This window comes from Bombella pluederhausensis, assembly GCF_026385525.1.
GTDB lineage: Bacteria > Pseudomonadota > Alphaproteobacteria > Acetobacterales > Acetobacteraceae > Bombella > Bombella pluederhausensis.
Genome location: NZ_JANIDY010000001.1, coordinates 469,415 through 494,783 on the forward strand (window position 1 = coordinate 469,415; position 25,369 = coordinate 494,783).

Here is a 25,369-nt window from a genome sequence, read left to right on the forward strand (position 1 = left end):
AAGCCTCGCTCGAAAGAGCGGGGCTTTTTTTGTGGGTTACTGGTTCAGAAATCCGTCAATATCCTTCAGCGCCTCGCTTAATGGCAGCCGTTGGATGGGTACGCCGTTCGGGAAGGCCGAGAGCAGGCGGGAGGGCATACGGCTGTCCAGAATGACGAACACGCCTCGGTCATCAGCACGGCGGATGAGGCGCCCGAAGGCCTGTTGCAGGCGCATCCGTGTGATGAGGTCATCATAATCACCCGGTCTGCCACCAGAGAGATGGCGGCGGCGTTCCCGGTGGAGAATGTCGGGCCGGGGCCATGGGGTGCGTTCCATCACCACCATGCGGAGGGCATCACCGGGTACATCCACACCATCCCGCATGGCATCTGTTCCCAGCAGGCAGCTATTGATTTCGGTACGGAAGACATCCACCAGCGTGGCGTTGTTCATGGCATCAATATGCTGGGCATAAAGGGGGATGTTCTTCATTCCCAGTTTCTCATGAATGCGGCGGTGAACCTCTTTCAGGCGGTGGATGGCCGTGAACAGCCCCAGGGCGCCGCCATTGGCGACTTCAAACAGGGCCTGAAAAGCCTGTGCCTGTATTGAAGGCTCTCTGGAAACATCCGTGATGATGTAAGCCCGTGTCTGATGAGCATAATCGAACGGACTCATCAGGGCCGCCCGCATGGGGGGATTGAGAAAATGCGCTGTGCCTAGTCGCCGCTCGGCTTTTTCCCATCCGGCTTCCCCGTCTTCATCTGGGCTGCGGTCCCGCAATGTGGCGGAAGTGATGAGCAGCCCGTGCGTGGTGCTTTGCAGGGCACTGGCAAAAGGAATGGTCGGGTCCAGCCAGTGGCGGTTGAGCGCAATATCGTGTCCTTCCTGCAAGAGCCGTGTGGCAGGCAGAGGTTCACGCTGAATGAAGTCCACATAGGTGGGCAGTCCCCGCTGAGCGATCGGCTGCTCCATGATGGCACGCAACATGCTGATCCAACCTTGGAGGCGGGAGAGGGCACGGCGATACAGGCTGCGGATTGTACCTTCCAGCCGTTGCTGAAAGCTGGTGTCCGGGTCTTCATCCTGATTTTCAAGGGCTTCCTGAAGGTGCTTGATGATCCTGTCCAGCGGGGTCACGATGTCCTGAAGGGCCGTCAGAAGCACTTCCGCCTGCTCCCGCAGAGGGCCGGGGATGGGGTGCAGGTCACATTCCTGCCGTGCGTAATGGCCCTGTTCGCCCCGTGTCTGCATCTGTATCTCAGTGATGCGGGCATCCAGATGCATGTCCAGCATCTGGAGGAAATCCTCGGCAGGCTGGGCCGGTGGCGTTTCCTCTACGGCGCTGAGGATGACGGTGCCGTCTTCCTTGGGGGTAGGGGCGAGAGGAGTGTCTTCGTCTGATGGTTCCGTTTCGGAGGGCTGTGGGGTCAGGCGGGCCTGTCGGGCCTCGTGCAGGCGGCCACTCCAGCCGGGACGTGGAAGTCCCTTCTGCGTGGCATGGACGAGGTTCTGAAGCATGTCCTTGAGGGCCGGAAGACGGTCCATCAGGTCTTCCATGCGGCGCATCAGCCCACGGGCACGGGAGCGTCCCCCTTCGGCCCCTAATATCCAGCGGCGCAGATCGGCCGCTTCCAGACCGGAAAAGACCAGAGAGAAGGCGCTGTCGGCGGCATCGGGGATATGGTGTCCTTCATCAAAGACGTAACGGGTGGGGACACCATTTTCATCGGCCAGATTGCCGGGAGCGAGCTCCTGCGGCAGCATGGCGTTCCATGCCGCCTGAGACAGGACAAGCGCATGATTGGCAATGACGAACTGGGCATGCTGGGCACGGCGTATCCCATGCTCGATGAAGCAGCTTTGATAATGCGGGCAGGCGGAATGAATGCACTCGCCCCGCCGGTCGGCAATCATGTTCAGCAGGCCGGGTTGAAAGAGGTCGCCAAACCAGCCGGGAAGGTCCCCGCCCATCAGGTCGCCATCTTCTGTGGTCTCAGCCCAGAGTGTGAGAAAAACTAATGGAATGAAGCCATGCTGCCCCTGCGGTGGGCGGTTGAGCAGGGTGATGGTGATGTCTTTGAGATTGAGAAGACAGAGATAATTTTCCCGCCCCTTGCGGATGACCGCCATCTCATGCCGCTTTGTCGGGTCGGGATAGAGGCGGGTCAGTTCCTGTTCAATCTGCCGTTGCAGATGGCGTGTATAAGTGCTGACCCACACAGCACTATCATTCTTTTCAGCCCAGAGGCTGGCAGGGGCGATGTACCCCATTGTCTTGCCGGTGCCTGTTCCGGCTTCAGCCAGCATGATGTTCGGGGTGTTGGCGACATCACGGGGCGTGAAGGCATAGCTGGTCGCCGAGGCAAAATCAGCCTGACCGGGGCGGGGTTCGGCCTGTCGTCCCAGCAGGGCGGAGAGACGCCTGCGGGCTTCCTGCTGGCTGACGGGATGACTGCCAGCGGGAGGGCGAGGTGCCCGTTCTTCCCATTGCGGCAGACGGTCCCAAATTTTCAGGACGTCCACTTCTTTGGCTCTGTTGGCGCCTGTGCCGCTTTCAGGAGGAGGCAGGGCGTTTTTCACGATGTCATGCCAGCTCCACCCGGCCTGCCGTAAGGTTGGCAGCAGAAGATGAAGCGTAGCGTGTTTCTGTGGGGGCTGTTCTGCCAGATCGTTCAGGAGATTCTGGGCGATTTCATACAGGACGTCAGCCTGTAAAGGTGTCGTATCATCCGGGTCGATGAGGTTCAGCGCCAGCGCAAGGCCTCGGGCGGTCGGGGGAACAGTGCGGGCTGGGTAAACAAGAAGGAAAAGTTCCAGCAGGTCCAGCCACGGTGCAGGAGGAGGCTCCGGCGGAAGGTCCAGCAGGCGGAGCGTGGCAGGGCCATGAATGAGCAGCGGCGGCGGAAGCTGGCGCAGCGTGTTCCGCAGCTCGGAGAGGGGAATGTCCAGTACCTCGCCATCGGGGGTAATGAGGGAGGACAGGCCATGCCGTGCGATCAGGGCTGGCGCATCAAGGAAGGAACGGAACAGGCTGGACATCCCCTTTCTCATACACAGGAAGTCTTTTTTCTGCGAGGAGAAAGCGGCAGCCCCGACTCCTGAATACTTGACCAGAGGGGGGAGGGTTCATAATTAACGTAGTCTTATGCAGAAAAAAACGCCTTCTTCTCAGAATGATTCGTCCTTCCCCAAGCTCTGGCCGTTTGAGGAAGCCCGTAAACTGGCCGCCCGTGTGGCAGACAGGGACCCCAGCAAACCGGTTCTGATGGAGACAGGCTATGGTCCTTCCGGCCTGCCGCATATCGGTACGTTCGGCGAGGTTGCCCGGACAACATGGGTCCGTCAGGCTTTTGAGGAGCTGACAGGCCGCAAGACACGGCTGCTTGCTTTTTCTGATGACATGGATGCCCTGCGTAAGGTGCCGGGCAATGTGCCTCAGCAGGAGATGCTGACAGAGCATCTTGGCCTGCCGCTTTCCCGTATTCCTGATCCGTTCGGCACGCATGAGAGCTTTGCCGCCCATAACAATGCCCGCTTGCGGCAGTTCCTTGACGCTTTTGGTTTTGACTACGAATTCGCCTCTGCGACCGATTACTACACATCCGGCATTTTCGATGCGGCCCTGAAGCGTGTTCTGGAAGAACATGACCGCATCATTGAGGTGATCGCTCCCACGCTGGGCAAAGAGCGCCGTGCAACCTATTCCCCCGTTCTGCCGATCCATCCCGAGACGGGCCGTGTCATGCAGGTGCCTATCATCAGCGTGAACCCGGATGCCGGAACGGTCGTCTGGAAGGACGAGGAGGGCAAGAGCTTCGAGACGTCCGTTTATGGTGGTCGAGCCAAGATGCAGTGGAAGGCCGACTGGGCCATGCGCTGGTATGCTCTGGGCGTTGATTATGAGATGTCCGGTAAGGACCTCATCGACAGCGTGAAGCTTTCTTCCAAAATCTGCCGCATCCTCGGCAATGAGCCGCCGCTGAACCTGACCTATGAGCTGTTCCTTGATGCGAACGGTCAGAAGATCAGCAAGTCCAAGGGGAATGGTCTTTCCGTGGAGGAATGGCTGCGTTACGGCCCTGCGGAAAGTCTGGCGCATTACATGTTCCAGCAGCCGACCCGTGCCAAGCGGCTCTATACGGACATGATCCCCAGAGCTGCGGATGAGTATCTTGCCCTCGTGCAGAAGGGTGAGCAGCAGAGTGCGGAAGAATTCCTCTCCAATCCCGTATGGTTCATTCATGAAGGCAAGTTGCGCCCGCAGGATACCAGTCCGGTTTCCTTCACGGCCCTTCTGAATCTGGCCAGTGTGGCAAATGCTCGTGAAGTGGAAACACTCTGGAAGTTCCTGCGGCGTTACGATGCCAGCCTGTCCCCGGAGACACATCCCTATGTGGCACGACTGGTCCAGCACGCTCTGGATTATTTCAACGAGCGTGTTCGCCCGACCAAGGTGTTCCGTGCCCCAACGGAGACGGAGCGTAAGGGGCTGGAAGACCTTGCCGCAACATTGAAGACCGTACCGGAGAATGCCAGCCCGGATGATGTGCAGAATGTCGTCTTTGAGGTGGGCAAGCGTTACTTTGCCAAGCCGGAACTGCGGTCATGGTTCGGGTGCCTGTATGAGGTACTGCTTGGCCAGAAGGAAGGCCCCCGTTTCGGCATTTTTGCGGCCCTGTTCGGGCTGAAGGAGACTGTGGCCCTGATTGATGAGGCACTGGCTCGCCCTGTTGAGACGACTGACGGGGCTGTGGCAGAGGAGAGCAAGGGCTAAGGCATGGCGGATCACTCCGGTGTTCCGTCTGGTGAGGCTCAGTCTTCATCATTTACTGGCGCTGGGCGGGTACGGCTATTGCTGACCCGCCTTCCGGCGCTTGTTGGGCTTGTGCTGCTTGTCTGCGCCATTCTGGTGATCTGGCGGGAGATTCAGCACCTCTCATTACAGCAGGTTATGGGGGGGCTCCATGCGATCCCAAATGCTGCTTTGTGGAAGGGAGCAGGGGCGACCGTCCTTTCCTACGCCATTTTGTCTTTTTATGACGGGCTGGCTTGCCGCCATGTGCAGGCGGGTGTCTCTTGGGGGCGCTCGGCCTTTGTGGCGTTCTGTTCCTATGTTCTGTCGCATAATCTGGGGTGCGCTGCCATTTCTGGCCCGGCTGTGCGATACAGGCTGTACCGTAACTGGGGTGTGCCGGGTGTAAAGATCGCCTCCATCGTGGCGTTCTGTTCCATCACTTACTGGTTGGGTATGCTGGGGTTGGTAGGTTTCATCCTGATGACCCAGCCTGCCATCATCCCTTATGTCCGTCAGATGCCACACTGGATGACAGTGGCGAGTGGGGGCGGTTGCTTTGCGTTGCTTCTCGCCTACGTGCTGCTCCCCTGCTGGAAGCAGAACATACGCCTGCATAAATGGACGCTGACATTTCCAAGCTGGAAGATCGGGCTGGGGCAGATCATCTCCAGTATGGCGGACATGTCTGCCACGGCCCTGATCGCATGGTGCGTGTTGGATACTCTGCCTAATGGCAGCAGCTTAACCTTTGGTGGTTTTCTGGCCATCTATATAGGGGCTTATACGGCAGGACTTCTGGCGAATGTGCCGGGTGGGCTGGGTGTGTTCGACAGCACCATGCTGCTGGCGCTTTCGCCGTGGTTCTCCGTACCGCATATCATGGCGGGTATTCTGGTGTTCCGGCTGTTTTATTACATCATTCCTCTGTTGTTGGCAGGGATGATGTTTGCCGGGCATGAGTTACTTGCCCGCTTTGGAAAGACAGAAGACCATAGCCAGAGCCTGCGCTCCTCTGAGGCCGATTTCTCCACGGTTGTAGCAACGGGTAGTCAGGCCATGCTGGGCGTGGTCATTGTGGTCTATGCCTTGTTGGCCCGGCTGCCTCGGTTCCATTCCTTTCTGGAAGGGACCATTTTACAGGGGGCGTCTTTTCTTCTGACGCTCATAGGTGTGATGCTGGTCGGCCTGTCATTCGGGCTGTCCCAGCGGGTGGTACTGGCATGGCGTTTGTCGGTCGGAGCGCTTTGCACCACTCTGGTCATATTGGCGGTGAGGCAGGCGCATTGGGTGGCGTTTGTTGTGGTGCTGGCAGTTCTGCTGGTGCTTCTGCCTTTCCGGAAAAATTATTACAGGCAGGCCTATTGGCGGGTGGAGCCATTGTCTCCGTTCATTCTGGCTCCGTTCTCGCTCTGGCTGTGCGGATTGGCGGGTGTCAGCTGGATTGTCCAACAGCGCCGTTTGGGGGATGTCTGGTGGAAGCCTCTGGTTCATGATGCGCATACGGCTGTTGGCCGTTGGTTTCTGGGTGGAGCGGCTTTGTGCTGTGTTCTGGGGCTGTGGCTGGCGCTACGCAAAACACGGATACATATCATGCCGTGGAATATGGAAAATCGTGTTCAGTATGCTTGCCTGAAAGAGTCAGCTCTTGCTCTGGATTTGCCATGTGAGCGCCTGTTTGTCCCGGATGGTATGTTACCTGATGCGACAGGTAAGGCCGCTTGTGCGGTTATTCGGTTGAAGCCTTTCCTTCTTGCGGAGCCGGTTCTGCTTTGTCTGGGCGGGGCCGTAGGCTCCAGAGGGCGGCGAGCCGGTGCTGTATGGCGGCTGCGTGATTATGCCGTGCAGGAAGGGTGCCGGCTGGCCGTGCTTCAGTACGGTGCACGACAGGCCGACATCTACGCCTCGTTCGGGCTCGGCATCTTCTCTTTGGACCATGATGAAGGGTGGTTTCTCATCTGCCGCCCTGAAGATGTTTATGCTCTCAAGGATGTTCTGGGGCTTTAGAGCAGGTCGTCTTCATCTTCAGCTAGTGGGGAGAGGAGGCTGGGTATGGCGTATTCCGGGCTGGCTGGGTAGTCCTCAAGCGATCGCCAGCATGTGCTTCCATCAGTGTGTAACTGTTCCAGCAGGGTGATGTGATCCACCATCATCTCAGAACTATGAAACAGGTTGTGGCGCTGTATCCATGGGACGAGATCGGTCGGTGATGCCGGGGCAAGGCGGGCAATGGTTAGCTCTGGCACAAGAAGGCGGCGTGGTGGTGGGAAACCGGCTTGTCTCAGGGTTGAAGAAAGGCGTTTCTGAAAGGCAATGATCGGCTGCCGTGGCGTGAGCCCGATAGTCAAACGATCTTCCGTTTCACCCATCTGATGGGCGACCTGATGGAGGGAGAGCGGAAATGGCTCCCAGCGGAAATGGGAGAGGGCCATGTCCAGCTCCTCCATCTGATGGCGACTGGTGATTTGGCCAAGGTTCTGGAGAGGAATCAGACATTGTTCGGCCTGCATCCAGTGAACGTCATCCAGACTGCCCCGCAGCAGGCCCAGTTCGGCCTGAATGGAGGCGGGAAGTGTGAGAGCAAGAGATAGGAACATGATACGGCCTCCCGGACGTGGGGAGATGAATAAAAAGAAAGTTGGGGAAGTGATGACCCCGTCTTGACTTGGTGGAAAACTACCCCACATTCTACCCGAACGATAGGGGGCGGGGTGACAGGTACCGTCTCTGCGGTTTTTCTCCAGAATAAGCAGGTATCATGGCTTTCCATTCCAATTTTGGGGCAACACAGGGGCGCACGGCAGCTGAAGCATTTGATGCCGGGCTGCGTGCCTATATGCTGCGTATCTATAACTGGATGGCGTTTGCCCTGTTTTTGACGGCAGTAACGGCCTACGCTGTTGTGAATACATCGCTGCGTGCGCTGTTTTTCTATATTGTGCAGCGTGGTGATATGTTCGTGGTAGCGCCTACGGCATTGGGGATGGTGGGTGTGTTCGCGCCGCTGGCCTTTGTTCTGGTGCTGTCTTTCGGTGTGAACCGTCTTTCCCGCTCTGCGGCGCAGACACTGTTCCTGCTCTATAGCGTTGTCATGGGGATCAGCATGGCTTCCTTGCTGATGGCCTATACGGGGGCTTCAGTCGCACGAACCTTCTTTATTACGGGCGCTCTATATGCAGTCATGTCTCTTTATGGGTATGTGACGAAGCGTTCTTTAATGGGGTTTGGGTCCTTTCTGACCATGGGGTTGTTCGGGCTGATAATTGCTTCTCTGGTCAACATGTTCCTGCCGGCCCACGGTATGACCGTTCTCATTTCTTTCCTTGGCGTTCTGCTGTTCACGGGTTTCACGGCGTATGATACGCAGCGCATCAAGCTGACGTATCAGCAGTATGCGGCTGCCCTGCCGGCTGAGGAGCTGGGCAAGATGAGTGTTTATGAAGCGCTCACGATGTACCTGAACTTCGTTAATCTGTTCCAGTTTCTGCTTCAGTTTACAGGTAGTCGGTCTGGTGGACGTGACTGAGACTGAATGAGTCGAATGATGAACGAAAGAGAAAGGGGCCTTTGAGCCCCTTTCTTGTTGCGATTTTTTGCGATTGAAAAGAAAATGAAAAATTAAGTGACGCTCTCCTTGTTTTTGATAAAATTATGGTGTTTTCTTGGGAATGGCGGATAACTGGTCTTTTTTAAAAAAGACTGGAGGGGTTCTTTTTTTTTATCAAGCTTGCCCCCTTGTAATCTCCGCTGTTCGGGAAGATTAAAGTGAACGGCACTGGAGCCTCAAGGCTCCATATTTCATTTTGAGTACGGAGGGGTATACCCCTCTGTTGTCAGGATACGAACGGGAAAGGCACGTATAAGATGACAACGTTCGGTGGCGAACGCGCTATCCTGACTGTGTCAGAAAGTGTTCTGGCCCTTTTGTGGCAGAACAACAGATAGAGGCAGGATCCATGAAAAGACTCTGGCGATTTTTCCCGGCGTTGCCTGCATTGATGCTGTCGGGCTGTACGGTTGATCTTCTTCAGCCGGCCGGCCCGATCGGGGAAGGTAATCGCGACATGATGGTGCTTGAATGGGCCGTCATGATGTGCGTTGTGGTTCCAGTAATTATTGCGACACTTGTATTTGCTTGGAAATACCGGGCTTCTAATACAAATGCGGAATATTTGCGGAACTGGTCACATTCTAACAAGATTGAAGTATTCATCTGGGGCGTACCCATTCTCATCATTCTTGTTCTGAGTGGCTTCAACTACTGGAGCACGCATTACTACGACCCGTATAAGCCAATCTCCAAGGAGATGCAGGCAAAGGTCGGTGCGCCTAATGCAAAACCGCTCCATGTGGAAGTGATTTCTCTGGACTGGAAATGGCTGTTCATTTACCCAGACCTCGGAATTGCAACCATCAACGAGCTGGATGTTCCCACAAAGACACCTCTGGATTTCCGGATTACGTCTGACAGTGTGATGACATCCTTCTTCATTCCTCAGCTGGGATCCCAGATCTACAGCATGGCCGGGATGGAGACACAGCTCCACCTGATGGCAAGCCGTCCGGGTAACTTCCAGGGTGAGGCCGCTCAGTACACAGGGCCGGGCTTCTCCGACATGCGCTTCCGCACCATTGCTATGCCGCAGGAGCAGTTTGACGCATGGGTGCAGAACGTACGCAGCGGTGGTAACTCACTCGTTGTTAAGGAAGCTCTGGACGCACAGACCTATCAGAAATATCACGCTCCGCCGGCTGCCCCGCATGACGAGGCACCAAAACCGGCTCCGGTCGTGTATTTCTCCAGCGTACAGGCTGGGCTGTTTGAGAGCATTGTTGCGAAATACAATGTCGGTATGACCCATGATCATCATGGGAAGGACATGGATGACAAATCTATGGACATGCATTCCGAATCTCATGCGGCAGCACCTTCCAATACCGGCATGTGAGGACTGATCTAAAGATGCTCGGAAAACTTACCCTTTCCGCCATACCGTATGATGTGCCGATCCTTGTCGGTACGTTTATCGGTGTGGCCGTAATCGGGATTGCCGTTCTTGCGGCGGTCACCTATTTCAAAAAATGGGGTTATCTGTGGCGCGAGTGGTTGACGACCGTTGACCACAAGAAACTCGCCATCATGTACGTCATTCTTGGTCTGGTCATGCTTGTGCGTGGCTTTGCCGATGCGTTGATGATGCGTACACAGCTTGCCCTTGCCTATGCAGGTAACCCCGGTTATCTGCCGCCGCACCATTATGACCAGGTCTTCTCGGCCCATGGTACGATCATGATCTTCTTCATGGCCATGGTGATGATGCAGGCCCTGTTCAACTTCGTGGTGCCTCTGCAGATTGGTGCACGAGACGTTGCGTTCCCGCTGATCAACTCGATCAGCTTCTACATGACGCTCGTCAGTGCCATTCTCATCAACGTATCTCTTTTCGTTGGTGAGTTCTCCAATGTCGGCTGGCTCGGCTATCCGCCGATCTCCGAACTGCAGTTTAACCCCGGCGTTGGTGTGGATTACTACATCTGGTCCGTGCAGATCTCCGGTATCGGTACGCTGCTGACCGGGATGAACTTCCTGACAACGATCATCAAGCTCCGTGCCCCTGGCATGAAGTGGATGCACATCCCTGTCTTTACATGGACAGCATTCTTTGCCTGCATCATGATCCTGACGACCTTCCCGGTTCTGACGGTTTCCATGGCTCTGCTGGCTCTGGATCGTTATGTTGGTATGCACTTCTTTACCAATGATGGCGGCGGTAGCGTTATGCTCTACCTGAACCTGATCTGGTCCTGGGGTCATCCGGAAGTTTACATCCTTATCCTGCCTGCTTTTGGTGTGTTCTCCGAAATTGCAGCGACCTTCTCCGGCAAGCCGCTCTTTGGCTATGCCACGATGGTCATCGCAACGGGTATCATCACCTTCCTGGGCAGCATCGTGTGGGTTCACCACTTCTTCACGATGGGTTCCGGTGCAGATGTGAACACCTTCTTCGGTATTATGACGATGTTCATCGCCGTGCCGACAGGTGTGAAGATCTTCAACTGGCTCTTTACCATGTATAAGGGGCGTGTCCGCTTCGAAGGCCCGATGCACTGGATCGTTGGTTTCATGATCACCTTCTCCATCGGTGGTATGACGGGTGTGATGATGGCCATGCCGGCAGCAGACTGGGTTATTCATAACTCTCTGTTCCTGGTGGCTCACTTCCATAACGTGATCATCGGCGGTGTGTTCTTCGGTTATGTTGCTGGTCTGAGCTACTGGTTCCCGAAGGCTTTCGGCTTCAAGATGCGTGATGTTTGGGGTAAATGGGCGTTCCGTTTCTGGTTCGTTGGTTTCTACCTCTCCTTCATCCCGCTCTATGCTGTTGGTCTGGAGGGTATGACCCGCCGTATGAACCACTATGACAACCCGAACTGGCACCCTTGGCTGCTGGTGGCTTGCGTAGGTGTGTTCGTTCTGGCTGCCGGTGTGGCCTGCCAGGTCATCCAGTTCGTGTTTGCAGCGTTTGACGCCATCAACAAGAAGCCGGATGCAATGGATCTGACAGGGGACAACTGGGGTTCTGGGCGTACGCTGGAGTGGTCAATTCCGTCTCCGGTTCCGCACTATAACTTCGCACGTCTGCCGGTCATTCGTGGTCTGGATACTTTCCACATTGAGAAGGAGCTGGGTCGTCCGGCACCGCTCACCGAGCTGGAACCGATCCACATGCCGAAATATTCGGCTGTTGGCCCTGTGCTGGGTGCCTGCGGGCTGGTCATCGGCTTTGCGCTGGTCTGGCATATCTGGTGGGCCGTGGTCGTGGGTCTCGTTGTAGCGTTCATCACTGTGGTGCACCGCAGTGCGAACCTGGACGTTGACTTCTACGTGCCTGTGGAGGAGATCCGCGCTGATGAAGAAGCCTTTGCCAAGCGGCTTGCCGCTGCCAAGGCAGCAGAGTAAAGGGAGGCGATGAACACCATGTCTTACGACACAACTCACGCGCCCTCTGCTCATCACGATGAGCATGAGCATCATCAGCAGGAAACCACGATTTTTGGTTTCTGGATCTACCTGATGACAGACTGTATCATTTTCGGCACGCTGTTTGCCGTCTTTGCTACACTCTGCCATCACTTTGCTGGTGGGCCGACAGGCAAGCAGCTGTTCGATATCAAGAATGTTGAGATTGAAACGGCTATCCTGCTTTTCTCCTCCATCACTTATGGCTTTGCTTCCATCAATGCCCATAAGAAGAACAAGGGTGCCGTGCTGGGTTGGTTGCTGCTGACCTTCCTGCTTGGTGTCTCCTTCGTTGCTCTCGAGATCAACGAGTTCCATGAACTCGTGGCTCGTGGCGCAGGTCCGGACAAGTCCGCTTTCCTGTCTTCTTTCTTCACGCTGGTGGGGACGCACGGGCTGCACGTCACGATTGGCCTGATCTGGATGCTCGTCCTGTTCTTCCAGATCATGGGCAAGCAGGGGCTGAGCACCCGGATGCAGACGAAACTGACATGCCTGAGCCTGTTCTGGCATTTCCTTGATATCGTCTGGATCTGCGTCTTTTCCTTCGTTTACCTGGGGAGTGTTGTCTAATGAGCGAGAATCATACGACATCGCACGAAGGTGAGAATCACGGGTCTTACGGTTCCTACATTGTAGGGTTCGTTCTGGCCGTGATCCTGACAGTGGCGTCCTTCGCTGCTGTGCTCAGCAAGGCCTTCTCCTTCTGGCAGACGATTGCCGTCCTCGGTGTGCTGGCAGCTGTTCAGATGGTCGTCCATCTGATCTTCTTCCTGCATATGGGGGTAAAGAGCGCATCACAGCGTCAGAATCTGTACGCCTTTATCGTGACGGCTCTGATGGTTGCGATTGTGATTATTGGCTACCTGTTCGTCCTGTGGGATGCTCAGGCAAACATGATGCCCGGCTAATAGGCTGAGCAGCATGTCAGCGACATGAAGAAACCGGCGAGGGGAAACCTTCGCCGGTTTCTTTTATCTCTTGCCGTTTCTGCCCATCAGCGGGCTGATGATAAAGAAAAACCCCACAAGGCTGGTCCTTGTGGGGCTCCAACATTCGGCGGAAGGAAGGGGCCGATCAGTCTTTGTGAGGCTCCTCGGAGAGCATCTCACGCTTGCCTTCCTTGCCGTTCCATTCTTCACGGTCGGCAGGCGGGGTGCCTTTCTGGCTCATGTTCGGCCAGATAGTGGAGAATTTGGCGTTGATTTCCATCCAGTCAGCGGCACGGGCATCGCTATCGGGGAAGATGGCTTCTGCCGGGCATTCAGGCTCGCACACGCCGCAGTCAATGCACTCATCAGGATTGATGACGAGGAAGTTCTCACCAGCGTAGAAGCAGTCAACGGGGCAGACTTCCACGCAGTCCATGAATTTGCAGCGAACGCAGTTTTCTGTGACCACATAGGCCATTATTGCCGTCTCCGGTTTGGTGTTGCAGGCCAGCCAAACGGCCCATTTCAAAGATTCCAGCACTGATATGCCGAAAGCAGAGGGTATATTGCAAGTCCATTGTCAGAAATTGGCCGTCTTTTCCTCTATCCGTTCATAAAGGAGCGCTGCCTCTCTGGCAGGGCCACGGCGTTCTCCAAGCTGCATGACACGCCATATGCAGACCTCTCCCTGATGGTGAGGGGAAGCAAAACTGACTATGTCGCCCAGTCGGAGGCGGGCATGAGTCTTGTGGGTTCTCTGCCCGTTGATCCGGACCCGTCCTTTACGGATGAAGGCGGCACAAAGGCTGCGGGTCTTGGCCAGACGTGTGTAATAGAGCCAGAGATCAAGACGCTGTTCCTCCATCATCACCGGCCAGAGGACCAGTTCTGAAGGGCAGCAAAGGGGGAGTCGGCTCGTTTACGGGCAGTTTTCTGGTCTCGGCGTGCGGGCTTTGGTTTCCGCTGCGTGTTTCGGGGGAGACCTGCCCTGTTACCGGTGCGCCCTGTTCGCCCCAGAATGATGAGCGGAGAGGCGGGACCATACTGTCCGGCTATCAGAGGCTGTGGCGCATGATGGGGAATGCCTAGGCTTTTCAGAAGGGCAGGCAGAAGGGTCGCTTTTATGCCCAGGGACGATGAAAGCGTATTTGGGGCTACAAAGTTGCGGTTGGGCTGCCTTCCATGAGGGCGCAGGATGGAGAGGAGGGCATCCAGCTTGTCCAGTCGGATATGGACAGGTCCAGCCTGTTCCCAGCCCGGTGGTGGCGTGGGATGATCCTCGGTAGAGAGGCAGATACGGGCGGCGTTTGGTGTTGTCTGCTGCCGGTCATGCCAGACATTATGAAGCAGCACCATCATGGGCAGGCTGGCCGGGCGGAAAAGCTGCGGGCAGTAAATCTGTCGCCACCCGATGCGCACGCCGCTGCGATGGAGGCGCTTTCTGTCCGCCGGGGAGAGGGTGCGGTCTTCGGGCAGGGTTGGTGTGGTGCCACCATCTTCCCGCAAGCGGTAATAGAGGCCACGCAGGGTTGGGCTATCCTGTAGCTGGTCCGCCATTTTAAAGAAGGGGGCCAGTACGGTATTGATCTGCTCCGTAATCAGAGCCTGCAGATGCGTCTGCACCTGTCGGCTCTGGTGATTGTCCTGAAACTCACCCGGCAGAAGCTGGATGAGGGGATGGAACAGATCATCGCCACGGGTGAGGGTGGCAATGGGAGCACCATCCCAGTGAATCTGCCGGTCATCAGTCAGTGTGAGATGGCTGGCATCCTGTTTCAGGAAATGGCGTATCCGGGCGGGCATGGCTTGCCGCAAGGCCCTTTTGCCAGCCCGGAGCAGAAGCTCGCCTTCCCGGTTATCCGTGGGCGTATCAATCTGCATGTTAAAGCCCACGATCTGCCCGATCTCGTGGCCTTCCACGATGATGCGGTTCTGGGGCGTGACGGCATAGAGCGCATCAGAGGATGAACCGGGTTCAGGGCGGCGGAGAAGGGCTGTAGCCCGTTTATTGACGAACCGTTCCTTCAGCCGTTCATGCAGAGTGTCGGAGAGACGATCTTCCACGGCACGGCAGCGGTCTTGCCACTGGCGGCTCTGATGCATCCAGCCCGTCCGGGCGGCCACATAGGCACAGACCCGCACACCGGAGAGGCGATGCATCAGCGTGTCCATGTCGCCATCCAGTCGGTCCAGTCCCCGCAGCTGGCCTTCCATCCATGCCGGAGGGATACGACGGTGTTTCAGAAGGTCAAGGAAAAGACGGGCGCAGAGTCGTGTATGGCTGCCATCACCCAGCTTGCGGAAGTCGGGAATCTGGCAGACATCCCAGAGCAGTTCCGTTGCCTTGTGGCCACGGGCAACCTCCCGGATATCCTCCATCTGCATGAGGCCGGTCAGCACATCCAGATCAGAGGCCGTGCGCCCGGTAATCAGGCCGGGGCGGGGCGGCTTGCTCATCAGGCTATGGAGGAGCCTTTCAGGGGAGCTGTAATCAAGGTTGGTCTGTCGCCAATAGATGGCCTTGATGGCCTCGAAATGATGGTCCTCTACTGCCTTGATGAGTTCCTGACTCATGGGTGGGCAGGAGGCCGTAGTGCCGAACGTACCGTCTCTCATGCCTCGGCCCGCCCTTCCGGTGATCTGGGCGACTTCCTGTGGTGTGAGGGCCCGGGAGTTCTGGCCATCAAACTTGTGCAGGGAGGCAAGGGCGACATGGTCCACATCCATGTTCAGCCCCATGCCGATGGCATCGGTTGCCACGAGATAGTCCACATCCCGGTTCTGGTAGAGAGCCACCTGAGCATTGCGTGTGCGGGGGCTGAGACGCCCCATGATGATGGCACAGCCCCCCCGTTTCTGGCGTATGGCCTCGGCAATGGCGTACACCTCCGTGGCGGAGAAAGCCACGATGGCAGAACGTGGCGGCAGACGGGTGAGATTGACGGGTCCGATATTCGTCAGCTGGGAGAGGCGGGCACGGGTCTCGATCGTGATGCCGGGGACGAGCTGACGGAGCAGCCCACGGATGGTTTCGGCTCCCAGAAAGAGCGTCTCGCCCTTGCCACGGGCATGGAGGATACGGTCGGTGAAGATGTGTCCCCGGTCGGGGTCGGCAGCGAGCTGTATCTCGTCAACACCGACAAAATCCACCTTCCGGTCCAGCGGCATGGCTTCCACCGTGCAGGAGAACCAGCGGGCACCGGGGGGAATGATCTTTTCCTCACCTGTCAGCAGGGCAACGTGACGCTCGCCTTTCAGTTTCACCAGCCGCTCATAATTTTCCCGGGCCAGAAGGCGGAGGGGAAAGCCGATGATGCCACTCTGATGCGCCATCATGCGGGTCAGGGCGTAATGTGTCTTGCCGGTATTGGTGGGGCCGAGTACGGCATGGATCGGTCCCGGCGGCTGGGAGGCGGCCGTGGTAAAGGATGGATATGGTCCCGTCATGGCTGGAATGATCTTGCCTGAATGGGATAAAAGCAAGACATTCCATGCAGTTTTTCAGGAAGGCCAGAGTCACGCTCTGGATGATGGGACGAGATTTATATGTCTGAAGCACCGTTTTTACCGCTCTGCACACTCAATGATGATGGGCACGCTCTGCCGCTCTATCTGGTGAAAGCTGGTGATGAGGCAACGCTGTCCCGCCTGTTGGGAGCGCATGAAGCTTTTCTGAAGAAACAGGGTTTTGAAGGCCGTGCAGGGGATTTCACTCTGCTGCCGGGTGAGCAGGGTGTTGCTGGTGCCGTCTTCTGCGTGGAGGCGGGAAAAGGTCCCATGCCGTATGGCGCTTTGCCTGCCCATCTGAAGGAAGGGCATTGGGCACCTCGGCCTGAAGGGCTGGATGAGGCTATTTTTGAGGAGCTGATTCTAGGCTTCTGCCTTGGAGCGTATGAGTACCAGCTTAAAGGTGAGACCAAAGCGGGCAAGCCAAGTGCGCAGCTCTGTGTCCCGGCAGGGCTGGGGCGTGAGGCCCGGATTCTGGCCCGTGCTGCATGGTTGGGGCGGGACCTCATCAACACGCCTGCCAACATCATGGGACCGGCAGAGTTGGCAGAGGCCGCCCGTAAGATGCTGGAAGAACGGGGCGCCACGGTTGAATTCGTGAAAGGTGAGGCGCTGGAAAAAGCCTATCCCTGTCTGGCCGCTGTGGGGGCTGGGTCTGACAGACCTTCCGTTGTCGTGATCGGTCGCAAGGCAGGGCGGACACAGGATGCGCCACGCCTGTCCCTCGTAGGGAAGGGGGTCTGCTTCGATACGGGTGGGTATGACCTGAAACCCGGTTCCTCCATGGCGAAGATGAAGAAGGATATGGGCGGAGCGACCCTGATGCTCGCACTGGCCTGTGCTTTGATGGATGCTGAAACCGATATTGCGTTGGAAATCCGCCTTGGCTGTGTGGAAAACAGTGTTTCCGGCCATGCCATGAGGCCGGGTGATGTGTTGACAACCCGCAAAGGGCTGCGTGTCGAAGTCGGCAATACAGATGCAGAAGGACGTCTCGTTCTGGCAGACTTGCTGACAGAAGCGGCAGAAAGCCAGCCGAACATCATTCTGGATGCTGCTACTCTGACAGGTGCTGCCCGTGTGGCTCTGGGGCCTGATCTGCCAGCCCTGTTCAGTAATGATGATGAGCTGGCAGAGCATATAGTGGCTTCTGGCAAGGAGGTTCATGATCCTCTCTGGCGGCTTCCTCTCTGGGCGGATTATGATGACTGGATGAACAGCCCGATTGCCGACTGTAACAACCTGTCTTCCCGCCCGATGGCAGGAGCGATTACGGCCGCTCTGTTCCTTCAGCGTTTCGTGCCATCAGGCCAGACATGGGCGCATGTGGACACCTATGCATGGAACGACACGGCCCGGCCCGGACGCCCCGCAGGGGGAGAGGTTCTGGCCCTGAGGGCACTTTTCCGTGCGTTCTCGGAAAGTTTCTAAAAAGTAACAATCTCTGACAAGGACTGTAGAAACCTGTTTTTCCTGCAAATATAAGGGAAAACGGGTTTCGGAATGGCAGACCTGCATTGAGAGTGCTTGTTATTTCGATGCAAAACCGTCACAAATCACGGCAGAAACTGAGTACTTCTCTAAATATCATGATTCGGCATCGCACCGTCTGAAGGATGCGTGCCGGTGATGAATGGGGGAAGTCCGAAACTGGGAGCTGTGGGGTTTTTATTATGAGTCGGAATGCTGATAACCGCATGCTTCAGCTGCTGCGTGATACGATTGTTTCCACAGTACGGGGTGAGGGGCCGGACCTTTCCGCCCGTCAGCTTGCCGTGTTCCTGAGCTGCTATCTGGAAGACGGTGCCCATACGGTACGGGGCCTTGCCCAGTCTCTCAACGTGTCCAAGCCGGCCATCACCCGGGCGCTGGACCGTCTGAGCGAGCTGGACCTTGCCCGCCGTAAGGTGGACCCGCTGGACCGCCGTTCCATCCTTGTGCAGCGTACCCTGAAGGGGTCTGCCTATCTGCGTGGCCTGCGTGGCGTGATGGAAGAAGCCTGCGGTGACGATATTTCCGTTCGTGCCCCGGTTCTGTCTTCTGTAGCGTCTTTCCAGACACGCCGGGCTGGTTGATCTCTTGCCGGAGCCCGTTCCTTTTCTGGACCTTGCGGCCCAGCAGAAGCGTCTCGGTCCTGCATTGCGGGAGCGGCTGGACCGGGTTCTGGCGCATTGCCGCTTCGTCATGGGGCCGGAAGTAACGGAGCTGGAAGATCGTCTGGCCCGGTATGGAGGAGCCCGCCATGCGGTTGGTGTTTCCTCCGGTACGGATGCTTTGCTGGCCGTGCTCATGGGGGAGGAAATAGGCCCCGGCATGGCTGTATTCCTGCCTGCCTTTACATACACCGCTACGGCAGAGGTTGTGCTTCTGCTGGGGGCGGTGCCTGTATTTGTGGATGTGGACCCGCAGACATTTCAGATCAGCCTTTCCTCTCTGGCGCAGAGGCTGGCGGATGTCAGACAGGTCGGGCAGCTGATACCGAAAGCCATCATTGGCGTGGACCTGTTCGGGCAGCCTGCCCCATGGGATGAGCTTAATGATTTTGCCCTGAATGAAGGGCTGACCCTGATTGCGGACTGTGCCCAGTCTTTTGGAGCATCCTATAAGGGGCGGAAGCTGGGGCATGAGGCAAAGGCGACCACACTGTCCTTTTTCCCGTCCAAACCGCTGGGAGGTTATGGTGATGGTGGCGCCATACTGACGGATGATGATGAGAAAGCGGCGCTTTACCGTTCCCTGAGAAGCCATGGAGAAGGGCGTCAACGGTACGAGGTGCAGCGCATTGGTCTCAATGCTCGGCTGGATAGCCTTCAGGCGGCGGTGCTGCTCAGCAAGATGGATGTGTTTGAGGAAGAACTGAAACGGCGTGAGGCTGTGGCCTGTGCCTATGATGCCGGTCTGCCTTCTTTGATCCGTCCCCCCGTGCGGGTGTTGGACAGTCAAAGTGCGTGGGCTGTGTATTGCGTGACCCTGCCGTCTCGCACTTTGCGGGATAGCCTGCGGGATTGTCTTTCTGAAGCTGATATTGCTACGGCTATTTATTATCCCAAACCGTTGCATCACCAGCCAGCCTATCAGGCGCAGCATGATGGCGTTGCCTTACCCGTGGCCGAGGCGCTAGGGGAACAGGTGCTGGCCCTGCCGATTCACCCTGATCTTTCTGATGAGGCTGTTGGGCGGGTTCTGGCAGTCACTGGTCAATGGGCGGAGAGGCAGGATGAGCCGTAACAACAAGTTTCTTCTGGTATTTGCAGTGGCCGTGATTGTGCCAGTCGTTCTGATCTGGACAGTCGCATGGCCTATTCTCCGCCCGTGGAGCTTGCCGGATGTGACCCGTGGTGTGCTGCATGAAGCCGGAGATGAGCGGAATCTCATGGCTGATGAGATCAGCACCATGAATCAGTGGCTGCATCAGCATCAGACAGGCTGGGGAGTTTCTGGCGAAGTGCCGCCGAAGGATACGCCAGCGGAAGCTGTCTATACGTTGTTCAGTGCCGATGGAAAGCCGATTATTCTTTCAACATGGCATTTCCGGCATGGGGCTGATGTGGTCGGTATCCAGACCAAAACGGGTGGAGAGTACCGTATGCGCTCGTTCGAGCGTGGTACGCTCCACCTGCCAGATTGATGTCTGGCTTTAAGGGTTACTGTTTTTTATCAGAGGAAGGCGCTGCGCTTTCCTCTGTTTTTTTGGCGGCGGCAGCGGCTTTGTCCTGCTTGTTTTTAGCGATTTCCTGTTGTGTCAGCTCGTTGGTCTCAAGCTGTGTCTTGGTGGCATCAGCGAGGGGTGGCATGGCTTTGTCAAACATGGCCAGAAGCGCCGCCGTAATGGGGGAAGCCAGTACCAGTCCCGGTACGCCCAGAATGGAGCCAAACACGCTCTGAGACAGAATTGCCAGTGCGGGCGGCATATGTACGGCTCGACGCTGGATGAGGGGTGCCAGAATATTACCCTCGCAGAACTGAATAACGCTGTAGAGGATGGCCACAAAAAGGGCCTCTCGTGTGCCGAGGGAAAGGCTGATGAGCAGGGCGGGTACGGCCCCCAGAATGGCCCCGATATAGGGAATGAAGTTGCAGAGACCGGCAACAACGCCCAGAGCAAGGGCTAGAGGAATCCCGATCAGATACAGCCCGATGCCGGAGAAAATGCCAACGGCGAGCATGTCCAGCGCCTGTCCGGCTGTCCATGCCCAGAGAGTGTTACCTGCACTATAGAGAAGGCTGCGTGCCGCTTCACGCTGATAAGGTGGAACAAGACGGAGAAAGCCATTGATGTAAAGGGACGGTGAGACGGCAAAATAGAAGGCCGCAATCAGCACGACAAAGAGCGTCCCAACCAGACCAAACGCACTGCCCAGCAGGCCCGTAACGGACCCTGCCAGACCGAAGCCGAAGCTGGTGAGTGGTGTGGTCTTGTCATTTCCGCCCAGAGAGGAAGGCAGGTGGTCTAGCACCATTTGCCCGATGGTTGTCTGGGACAGGTGATAGCGTACATCACCGGACTGCACGACCAGTGCATTTTTCAGGCCGATGAACTGTTCCCCAATGGCAGGGCCGTTGCTCCAGACGAGTGCCGTAATGAGGCCAATGACGCACAGGGCCACGAGGCTGACGGCAATCGGGTAGGGGATAAACTTCATGTGTCGCCGTAGAATGCGGGCCAGACCATGGAGAACGATGGCCATCAGCGTGGCAGCAAACAGAACAGCCAGAACTTCCCCCATGAGCCAGACGGCCAGCATGATGAGCGACAGGCAGAGCGTCAGGCGGATAATTCCATAAATCTTATCCAGCGCATTGGCGGGAGTCTGCTGTGCCGCAGGAACGGGCGGGCGGCTGAAGAAGAAAGACATCGGGTTGGCAGGTCCTGTAAGAGGCGGCAGAAGTAAAAAAGGATAATGTGGGTTATTTCGCCCGTGGTCAATTTATGGCGTTCTCAAGTTCGTCTTGTGCTTCAAGCCAGTGCATTTCCGTTTCTTCCTGTTTCTGGCTGACAAGGGCAAGGTCACTGTTCAGCGTGGCAATATCCTCGGCTCGGCTGGACTGATAGAGGTCTGGGTCGGCCAGCTTGGCTTCAAGCTGTGCCTTGGCTTTTTCCAGCCGTTCCAGTCGAGTTTCCAGATCACGGATTTTGCGGCGGAGGGGCGCCAGCTGGCGGGTCTGCTCTTTGCGCTGGGCACGCTGCTGATTCTTGTCTGGTTGCTGTGTGGCATCAGCACCACCATTCTGGGAGCGGGCTGCCTGACGCTGATTTTCCTGCGTGGCCTGTCTGGCCCGTTCATCGAGCCATGAGCGGTAATCATCCATGTCGCCATCAAAGGGCGTGATTGTGCCGTTCTCGGCAATCCAGAGCTGATCCGCAACGGATTCCACCAGATGGCTATCATGACTGATGAGGATGACGGCCCCTTCAAACTCACCAAGGGCACGAATGAGCGCATCACGGGCATCGAGGTCCAGATGGTTGGTTGGCTCATCCAGCAGCAGAAGGTGAGGCGCATGGCGGGTCGCCAGAGCCAGCAGCAGGCGGGCCTTTTCGCCGCCGGAAAGGCTGCGGACGGGCGTTTCTGCCCGGTCGGCATCCAGACCGAAACGGGCAAGCTGGGCACGGACCTGCGGCGGTGTGGCGTCCTTCAGGGTGCGGGCCATGTGCTGGACGGGTGTTTCATCCAACACCAGCTCATCCGTCTGGTGCTGGGCGAAATAACCGACCCGCAGACGGGATGAGGCTTGCACCTCGCCAGACATGGGAGATAGATGCCCTGCCAGAAGTTTGGCGAAGGTGGATTTACCATGCCCGTTCCGTCCCAGAAGGGCGATGCGGTTGTCGCTGTCCAGCCGGAGGGAGAGACGGCGCAGAATGGCCCTGTCGCCATAGCCGACAGATACGTCATCCAGCTTCAGCATGGGCGGGGGCAGGGCACCGGGATCGGGGAAAGAGAAATGGGTGGGGGTATCTTCCACCACCGCATCAATCTGGGGGAGGCGGGCCAGAGCCTTCAGACGGGACTGGGCCTGCTTTGCTTTTGTGGCCTTGGCCCGGAAGCGGGCCACGAAGGCTTCCATTTTTGCCCGCTGGTCGGCCAACTTCTCGGCCTGCCGGTTCTGCTGAAGCCGCTGTTCCGTGCGTATCTGCACGAAGCGTTCATAACCGCCGGGGGTGAGGGACAGCTTTTTCTGATCCAGATGAGCGATGGCCTGCACGCAGTTATCCAGCAGGGAGCGATCATGGCTGACGATCAAAGCAGCGCCGGGGAAGCGGGCGAGCCAGTTTTCCAGCCAGAGCGTGGCTTCAATATCCAGATGGTTGGTTGGCTCATCCAGCAATAGCAGGTCGGGTGCCAGAAAGAGCGCACTGGCCAGAGCCACACGCATCCGCCAGCCGCCAGAGAAGTCGTTAACCGGGCGCTGCTGGGCTTCCTGATCGAACCCTAGACCCGCCAGAATGGTGCTGGCTCTGGCAGGGGCACTATGGGCATCAATGGCAAGCAGGCGTTCATGCACGTCCGCCAGACGGGTCGGGTCTGTCGTGCTGTCGGCCTCTGTCAGAAGGCGGGTGCGTTCCTCATGGCTGTTCAGGACCGTTTCCAGCAGTGAGAGATCGCCAGAAGGAGTTTCCTGCTTCACGCGTCCCATCGTGGCCCGGCCGGAGAAGGTGATGCTGCCGCCATCAGGTGCAATATCACCGGCAATAGCGGCCAGAAGGGTGGATTTCCCCGCACCATTATGACCGATCAGCCCGATGCGCCGCCCGGGTTCTATGGTGAGAGAGGCCTGATCCAGCAGGGTACGGCCTGCGATGCGTAAGGTAAGATCGGTAATGGAAAGCAGACTCACGCAGGCCCTCGGACGATGAAAATACGAAAAAAGATGACTGTAACACTACCAGAAGCAGCTTTTTTCCTCTAGGGGAGGCTGATTATAGACGTCTATTACTGAGGAGGGTCTTATGGCTCTGGAACGTACACTGTCCATCATCAAGCCTGATGCCACACGCCGCAACCTGACCGGCAAGGTGAATACTGTATTTGAGAATGCTGGTCTGCGCATCGTGGCCCAGAAGCGCATCCAGCTGACAGAGAAGCAGGCTGGTGCTTTCTACGAAGTGCACAAGGACCGTCCGTTCTTTGGTGAGCTGGTCTCCTTCATGTGCTCCGCTCCGGTGGTCGTGCAGGTTTTGGAAGGCGAAAACGCTGTTGCTCACCATCGTGATGTGATGGGTGCCACAAACCCGGCTGAAGCTGCTGAAGGTACAGTGCGTAAGCTCTATGCCCAGAGCATTGGCGAGAACTCCGTCCACGGTTCTGACAGCCTTGAAAACGCCAAGCGTGAGATTTCTTTCTTCTTCGCCGAGACAGAAATCCTGCCCTGATCCATTCCTGAATGGAAACAGGCATGGGGATCATACCCCATGAAAAAAGGGAGCCAGAAATGGCTCCCTTTTTTTATTGCCGGTCAGAAGTGTTCTTCAATGAACCGACGTAGCGTCTCCGGGTAGAGGCGGTGTTCCTGTTCCAGAACACGGGCGGCCAGTGTATCCGCATCATCGCCGGGCAGGACGGGGACACGGGCCTGCGCCAGAATGGGCCCTTCGTCCACACCATCCGTGACGAGATGGATGGTGCAGCCATGCTCCTTGGCTCCAGCCTTCAGGGCAGCCTCATGTGTATGAAGGCCGGGGAAGGAGGGAAGAAGGCTGGGATGAATGTTGATCATCTTCCCTTCCCATTGCTGGACCAGCCAGGGGGTCAGCACCCGCATATAGCCTGCAAGGCAGATCAGCTCTGCCCCGGAAGCTCGAACGGCTTCGTCCAGTGCCCGCTCATGGGCCTCACGGTCCTTGCCATACTCTTTATGCGGGATGCAGAGCGTCTTGATGCCTGCCTTACGGGCTGTTTCCAGCCCGGCAGCATCGGCCCGGTTGCTGAGAACGAGGACGATCTCGGCAGGGAAATCCGGGTGGGCGCAGGCCTCCATCAGGGCAACCATGTTGCTGCCACGGCCACTGATGAAAACGGCGATGGGAGTCTTCTTCACCATAATCCGGCTCAGCCCAGATTCAGCGGGGAGGTGAGGCGGAACGGCGTGCTGCTGCGGACGACACGGCCAATCAGCATGGCTTCTTCATCACGCTGCTCCAGCTCGGCCATGACCTTTTCCGGTTCACTGGTGATGAGGACCATGCCGATGCCACAGTTGAAGACCTTCAGCATTTCATCTTCGCTGACAGGCCCCTGCTCGGCCAGCCATGAGAAGATGCCGGGGATTGGCCAGCTCTGACCATCCACTTCCACACCCAGACCTTCCGGCAGGACACGGGGGAGGTTGCCCGGCAGACCGCCGCCCGTGATATGGGCGCAGCCATTGATCAGTTTCTTCTCATGCAGGGCCAGAACAGTGCTGACATAAAGGCGTGTGGGTGTCAGGAAAGCTTCAGCCAGCGTCTGTTTCGGTGAGAACGGGGCCGGGTCTTTCCAGCTCAGACCGGCAGCATCCACGATGTGACGGACGAGGGAGAAGCCGTTGGAATGCACGCCAGAAGACGGCAGAGCGATGAGGCTGTCGCCTTCATGGATGGTGGCCGGCAGCATGGCATCGCGCTCCACAGCACCAACGCTGAAGCCTGCAAGGTCATAATGGCCCTTGCCATACAGCCCCGGCATTTCAGCCGTTTCACCACCTACGAGGGCACAGCCGCTTTCCTTACAGGCGGCGGCGATGCCTTTGATGATCCGCTGAGCCACGGAGACGGAGAGGCTGCCCGTGGCCATGTAATCAAGGAAGAACAGCGGCTGGGCACCCTGCACGATGAGGTCATTCACGCACATGGCGACCAGATCAATGCCGATCTCGTCATGCAGGCCGCTTTCGATGGCGAGCAGGAGCTTCGTGCCTACGCCATCCGTGCAGCTGACGAGGACAGGGTCCTTCAGGCCAGCGGCTTTGGGGTCGAACAGGGCACCAAAGCCTCCCAGACCGCCCATGACGCCGGGGCGGGATGTGGCCTTGGCAGCGGGCTTGATGGCATCGACCAAGGCATCTCCGGCTTCGATGTCCACACCGGCTGCGGCATAACTGGCACTGGGGGAGGAGGATGTCTTGGTCATGGGGGTATGATATCCCTGCTGG

At 57.3% G+C, this 25,369-nt stretch carries 21 protein-coding genes; 12 read left to right on the forward strand and 9 right to left on the reverse strand.

What is annotated here, in order from left to right; genetic code table 11:
- Positions 1-36: 36 nt before the first annotated feature.
- Entirely contained in the window at positions 37-3,024 is a 2,988-nt protein-coding gene (locus tag NQF86_RS02080; protein ID WP_266115948.1) for an ATP-dependent DNA helicase, read from the reverse strand.
- Positions 3,025-3,130: 106 nt separating this feature from the next.
- Between NQF86_RS02080 and NQF86_RS02085 the strand changes: the two genes are divergently transcribed.
- Positions 3,131-4,759 (forward strand): lysine--tRNA ligase, encoded by a 1,629-nt coding sequence (locus tag NQF86_RS02085; RefSeq protein ID WP_266115949.1) that lies wholly within the window; start codon positions 3,131-3,133, stop codon positions 4,757-4,759.
- A 3-nt stretch (positions 4,760-4,762) separates the two neighbouring features.
- Complete coding sequence (locus tag NQF86_RS02090; protein WP_266115950.1) at positions 4,763-6,784, forward strand: lysylphosphatidylglycerol synthase domain-containing protein; 2,022 nt, start codon at positions 4,763-4,765, stop codon at positions 6,782-6,784.
- Here the strand turns inward: NQF86_RS02090 and NQF86_RS02095 are convergent.
- Positions 6,781-7,374: a 2'-5' RNA ligase family protein gene (locus NQF86_RS02095; RefSeq protein WP_266115951.1), complete on the reverse strand. Its 594-nt coding sequence runs from the start codon at positions 7,372-7,374 to the stop codon at positions 6,781-6,783. The genes NQF86_RS02090 and NQF86_RS02095 overlap by 4 nt on opposite strands.
- 161 nt (positions 7,375-7,535) lie before the next feature.
- Between NQF86_RS02095 and NQF86_RS02100 the strand changes: the two genes are divergently transcribed.
- From NQF86_RS02100 to cyoD, 5 genes are all read left to right on the forward strand, one after another.
- Entirely contained in the window at positions 7,536-8,303 is a 768-nt protein-coding gene (locus NQF86_RS02100) for a Bax inhibitor-1/YccA family protein (RefSeq protein ID WP_266115952.1), read from the forward strand.
- 430 nt (positions 8,304-8,733) lie between these two features.
- On the forward strand, positions 8,734-9,726 hold the full coding sequence (cyoA, locus tag NQF86_RS02105) for a ubiquinol oxidase subunit II (protein ID WP_266115953.1): 993 nt from the start codon (positions 8,734-8,736) through the stop codon (positions 9,724-9,726).
- A 14-nt stretch (positions 9,727-9,740) separates the two neighbouring features.
- Positions 9,741-11,738: a cbb3-type cytochrome c oxidase subunit I gene (locus tag NQF86_RS02110; protein ID WP_266115954.1), complete on the forward strand. Its 1,998-nt coding sequence runs from the start codon at positions 9,741-9,743 to the stop codon at positions 11,736-11,738.
- Between the two features lie 18 nt (positions 11,739-11,756).
- Complete coding sequence (gene cyoC / locus NQF86_RS02115; RefSeq protein ID WP_266115955.1) at positions 11,757-12,371, forward strand: cytochrome o ubiquinol oxidase subunit III; 615 nt, start codon at positions 11,757-11,759, stop codon at positions 12,369-12,371.
- Positions 12,371-12,709 (forward strand): cytochrome o ubiquinol oxidase subunit IV, encoded by a 339-nt coding sequence (cyoD, locus tag NQF86_RS02120; protein ID WP_266115956.1) that lies wholly within the window; start codon positions 12,371-12,373, stop codon positions 12,707-12,709. The genes cyoC and cyoD overlap by 1 nt, the downstream gene beginning before the upstream one ends.
- A gap of 166 nt (positions 12,710-12,875) precedes the next feature.
- On the opposite strand, the gene fdxA is transcribed toward cyoD, so the two are convergent.
- The 3 genes from fdxA to NQF86_RS02135 form a co-directional block, all read right to left on the reverse strand.
- Positions 12,876-13,208, reverse strand: a complete 333-nt coding sequence (gene fdxA / locus NQF86_RS02125; RefSeq protein ID WP_266116442.1) for a ferredoxin FdxA — start codon at positions 13,206-13,208, stop codon at positions 12,876-12,878.
- A gap of 102 nt (positions 13,209-13,310) precedes the next feature.
- Entirely contained in the window at positions 13,311-13,598 is a 288-nt protein-coding gene (locus tag NQF86_RS02130; protein ID WP_266115957.1) for an RNA-binding S4 domain-containing protein, read from the reverse strand.
- Positions 13,598-16,177 (reverse strand): helicase-related protein, encoded by a 2,580-nt coding sequence (locus tag NQF86_RS02135; RefSeq protein WP_266115958.1) that lies wholly within the window; start codon positions 16,175-16,177, stop codon positions 13,598-13,600. The genes NQF86_RS02130 and NQF86_RS02135 overlap by 1 nt, the downstream gene beginning before the upstream one ends.
- Positions 16,178-16,276: 99 nt before the next feature.
- Between NQF86_RS02135 and NQF86_RS02140 the strand changes: the two genes are divergently transcribed.
- From NQF86_RS02140 to NQF86_RS02155, 4 genes are all read left to right on the forward strand, one after another.
- Positions 16,277-17,668 (forward strand): leucyl aminopeptidase family protein, encoded by a 1,392-nt coding sequence (locus tag NQF86_RS02140; RefSeq protein WP_266115959.1) that lies wholly within the window; start codon positions 16,277-16,279, stop codon positions 17,666-17,668.
- A 242-nt stretch (positions 17,669-17,910) separates the two neighbouring features.
- Complete coding sequence (locus NQF86_RS02145) at positions 17,911-18,312, forward strand: MarR family transcriptional regulator (protein ID WP_266115960.1); 402 nt, start codon at positions 17,911-17,913, stop codon at positions 18,310-18,312.
- 4 nt (positions 18,313-18,316) lie between these two features.
- A complete protein-coding gene (locus NQF86_RS02150; RefSeq protein WP_266115961.1) occupies positions 18,317-19,465 on the forward strand; it encodes a DegT/DnrJ/EryC1/StrS family aminotransferase in 1,149 nt (382 codons plus the stop codon).
- Positions 19,455-19,865: a hypothetical protein gene (locus tag NQF86_RS02155; RefSeq protein WP_266115962.1), complete on the forward strand. Its 411-nt coding sequence runs from the start codon at positions 19,455-19,457 to the stop codon at positions 19,863-19,865. The genes NQF86_RS02150 and NQF86_RS02155 overlap by 11 nt, the downstream gene beginning before the upstream one ends.
- 16 nt (positions 19,866-19,881) lie before the next feature.
- Here the strand turns inward: NQF86_RS02155 and NQF86_RS02160 are convergent, their stop codons facing one another.
- Together NQF86_RS02160 and NQF86_RS02165 are read right to left on the reverse strand one after the other, a co-directional pair.
- Positions 19,882-21,093: an AI-2E family transporter gene (locus NQF86_RS02160; RefSeq protein WP_266115963.1), complete on the reverse strand. Its 1,212-nt coding sequence runs from the start codon at positions 21,091-21,093 to the stop codon at positions 19,882-19,884.
- A gap of 67 nt (positions 21,094-21,160) precedes the next feature.
- A complete protein-coding gene (locus NQF86_RS02165; RefSeq protein WP_266115964.1) occupies positions 21,161-23,077 on the reverse strand; it encodes an ABC-F family ATP-binding cassette domain-containing protein in 1,917 nt (638 codons plus the stop codon).
- Between the two features lie 112 nt (positions 23,078-23,189).
- On the opposite strand from NQF86_RS02165, the gene ndk reads away from it, so the two are divergent.
- Positions 23,190-23,612, forward strand: a complete 423-nt coding sequence (ndk, locus tag NQF86_RS02170) for a nucleoside-diphosphate kinase (protein ID WP_043560494.1) — start codon at positions 23,190-23,192, stop codon at positions 23,610-23,612.
- An 83-nt stretch (positions 23,613-23,695) separates the two neighbouring features.
- Here the strand turns inward: ndk and purN are convergent, their stop codons facing one another.
- Together purN and purM are read right to left on the reverse strand one after the other, a co-directional pair.
- A complete protein-coding gene (gene purN, locus NQF86_RS02175; RefSeq protein WP_266115965.1) occupies positions 23,696-24,280 on the reverse strand; it encodes a phosphoribosylglycinamide formyltransferase in 585 nt (194 codons plus the stop codon).
- A gap of 8 nt (positions 24,281-24,288) precedes the next feature.
- Complete coding sequence (purM, locus tag NQF86_RS02180; protein ID WP_266115966.1) at positions 24,289-25,347, reverse strand: phosphoribosylformylglycinamidine cyclo-ligase; 1,059 nt, start codon at positions 25,345-25,347, stop codon at positions 24,289-24,291.
- Between the last annotated feature and the right edge of the window lie 22 nt (positions 25,348-25,369).

Coding starts and splice junctions, on each gene's coding strand:
- fdxA (WP_266116442.1), bottom strand. CDS start 13,208: ATGGCCTATGTGGTCACAGAAAACTGCGTTCGCTGCAAATTCATGGAC.
- cyoA (WP_266115953.1), top strand. CDS start 8,734: ATGAAAAGACTCTGGCGATTTTTCCCGGCGTTGCCTGCATTGATGCTG.
- NQF86_RS02130 (WP_266115957.1), bottom strand. CDS start 13,598: ATGATGGAGGAACAGCGTCTTGATCTCTGGCTCTATTACACACGTCTG.
- cyoC (WP_266115955.1), top strand. CDS start 11,757: ATGTCTTACGACACAACTCACGCGCCCTCTGCTCATCACGATGAGCAT.
- NQF86_RS02090 (WP_266115950.1), top strand. CDS start 4,763: ATGGCGGATCACTCCGGTGTTCCGTCTGGTGAGGCTCAGTCTTCATCA.
- NQF86_RS02135 (WP_266115958.1), bottom strand. CDS start 16,177: ATGACGGGACCATATCCATCCTTTACCACGGCCGCCTCCCAGCCGCCG.
- NQF86_RS02140 (WP_266115959.1), top strand. CDS start 16,277: ATGTCTGAAGCACCGTTTTTACCGCTCTGCACACTCAATGATGATGGG.
- NQF86_RS02110 (WP_266115954.1), top strand. CDS start 9,741: ATGCTCGGAAAACTTACCCTTTCCGCCATACCGTATGATGTGCCGATC.
- NQF86_RS02160 (WP_266115963.1), bottom strand. CDS start 21,093: ATGTCTTTCTTCTTCAGCCGCCCGCCCGTTCCTGCGGCACAGCAGACT.
- NQF86_RS02095 (WP_266115951.1), bottom strand. CDS start 7,374: ATGTTCCTATCTCTTGCTCTCACACTTCCCGCCTCCATTCAGGCCGAA.
- cyoD (WP_266115956.1), top strand. CDS start 12,371: ATGAGCGAGAATCATACGACATCGCACGAAGGTGAGAATCACGGGTCT.
- NQF86_RS02155 (WP_266115962.1), top strand. CDS start 19,455: ATGAGCCGTAACAACAAGTTTCTTCTGGTATTTGCAGTGGCCGTGATT.
- purM (WP_266115966.1), bottom strand. CDS start 25,347: ATGACCAAGACATCCTCCTCCCCCAGTGCCAGTTATGCCGCAGCCGGT.
- NQF86_RS02080 (WP_266115948.1), bottom strand. CDS start 3,024: ATGTCCAGCCTGTTCCGTTCCTTCCTTGATGCGCCAGCCCTGATCGCA.
- NQF86_RS02085 (WP_266115949.1), top strand. CDS start 3,131: ATGCAGAAAAAAACGCCTTCTTCTCAGAATGATTCGTCCTTCCCCAAG.
- NQF86_RS02100 (WP_266115952.1), top strand. CDS start 7,536: ATGGCTTTCCATTCCAATTTTGGGGCAACACAGGGGCGCACGGCAGCT.
- NQF86_RS02145 (WP_266115960.1), top strand. CDS start 17,911: ATGAGTCGGAATGCTGATAACCGCATGCTTCAGCTGCTGCGTGATACG.
- purN (WP_266115965.1), bottom strand. CDS start 24,280: ATGGTGAAGAAGACTCCCATCGCCGTTTTCATCAGTGGCCGTGGCAGC.
- ndk (WP_043560494.1), top strand. CDS start 23,190: ATGGCTCTGGAACGTACACTGTCCATCATCAAGCCTGATGCCACACGC.